Here is a 263-nt window from a genome sequence, read left to right as displayed (position 1 = left end):
ATCTGTCACGCACAAGTTCTCACAGCTATAATCTGCGCAGAGGTGACGCGTTTGGCTTGCTAGCCCATCCAGTGTCAGTACACGGCCTCTGAAGTTCCCTAACACCCCATCTACTTGGCTATGACTGAGGATCACCTCCAGTGACGCATCTTCCACCATATACGCCAAGCGGTCTTGCGGATAGCTTGGGTCGAGCGGCACATACGCCCCGCCAGCTTTCAATATACCCAATATGCCAATTGCCATTTCTAAGGAGCGCTCCA

1 protein-coding gene is annotated in these 263 nt (G+C 52.9%); it reads right to left on the bottom strand.

The genetic code is table 11. The features are described 5' to 3' along the window. The coding region (locus tag N480_RS21660; protein ID WP_155732925.1) for an AMP-binding protein at positions 1-263 on the bottom strand (263 nt) is incomplete at both ends.

The organism is Pseudoalteromonas luteoviolacea S2607 (assembly GCF_001625575.1).
GTDB classification, from domain to species: domain Bacteria; phylum Pseudomonadota; class Gammaproteobacteria; order Enterobacterales; family Alteromonadaceae; genus Pseudoalteromonas; species Pseudoalteromonas luteoviolacea_E.
Note: the sequence above shows the minus strand (reverse complement) of the source record. Positions and strands in the feature narration are given on the sequence as shown.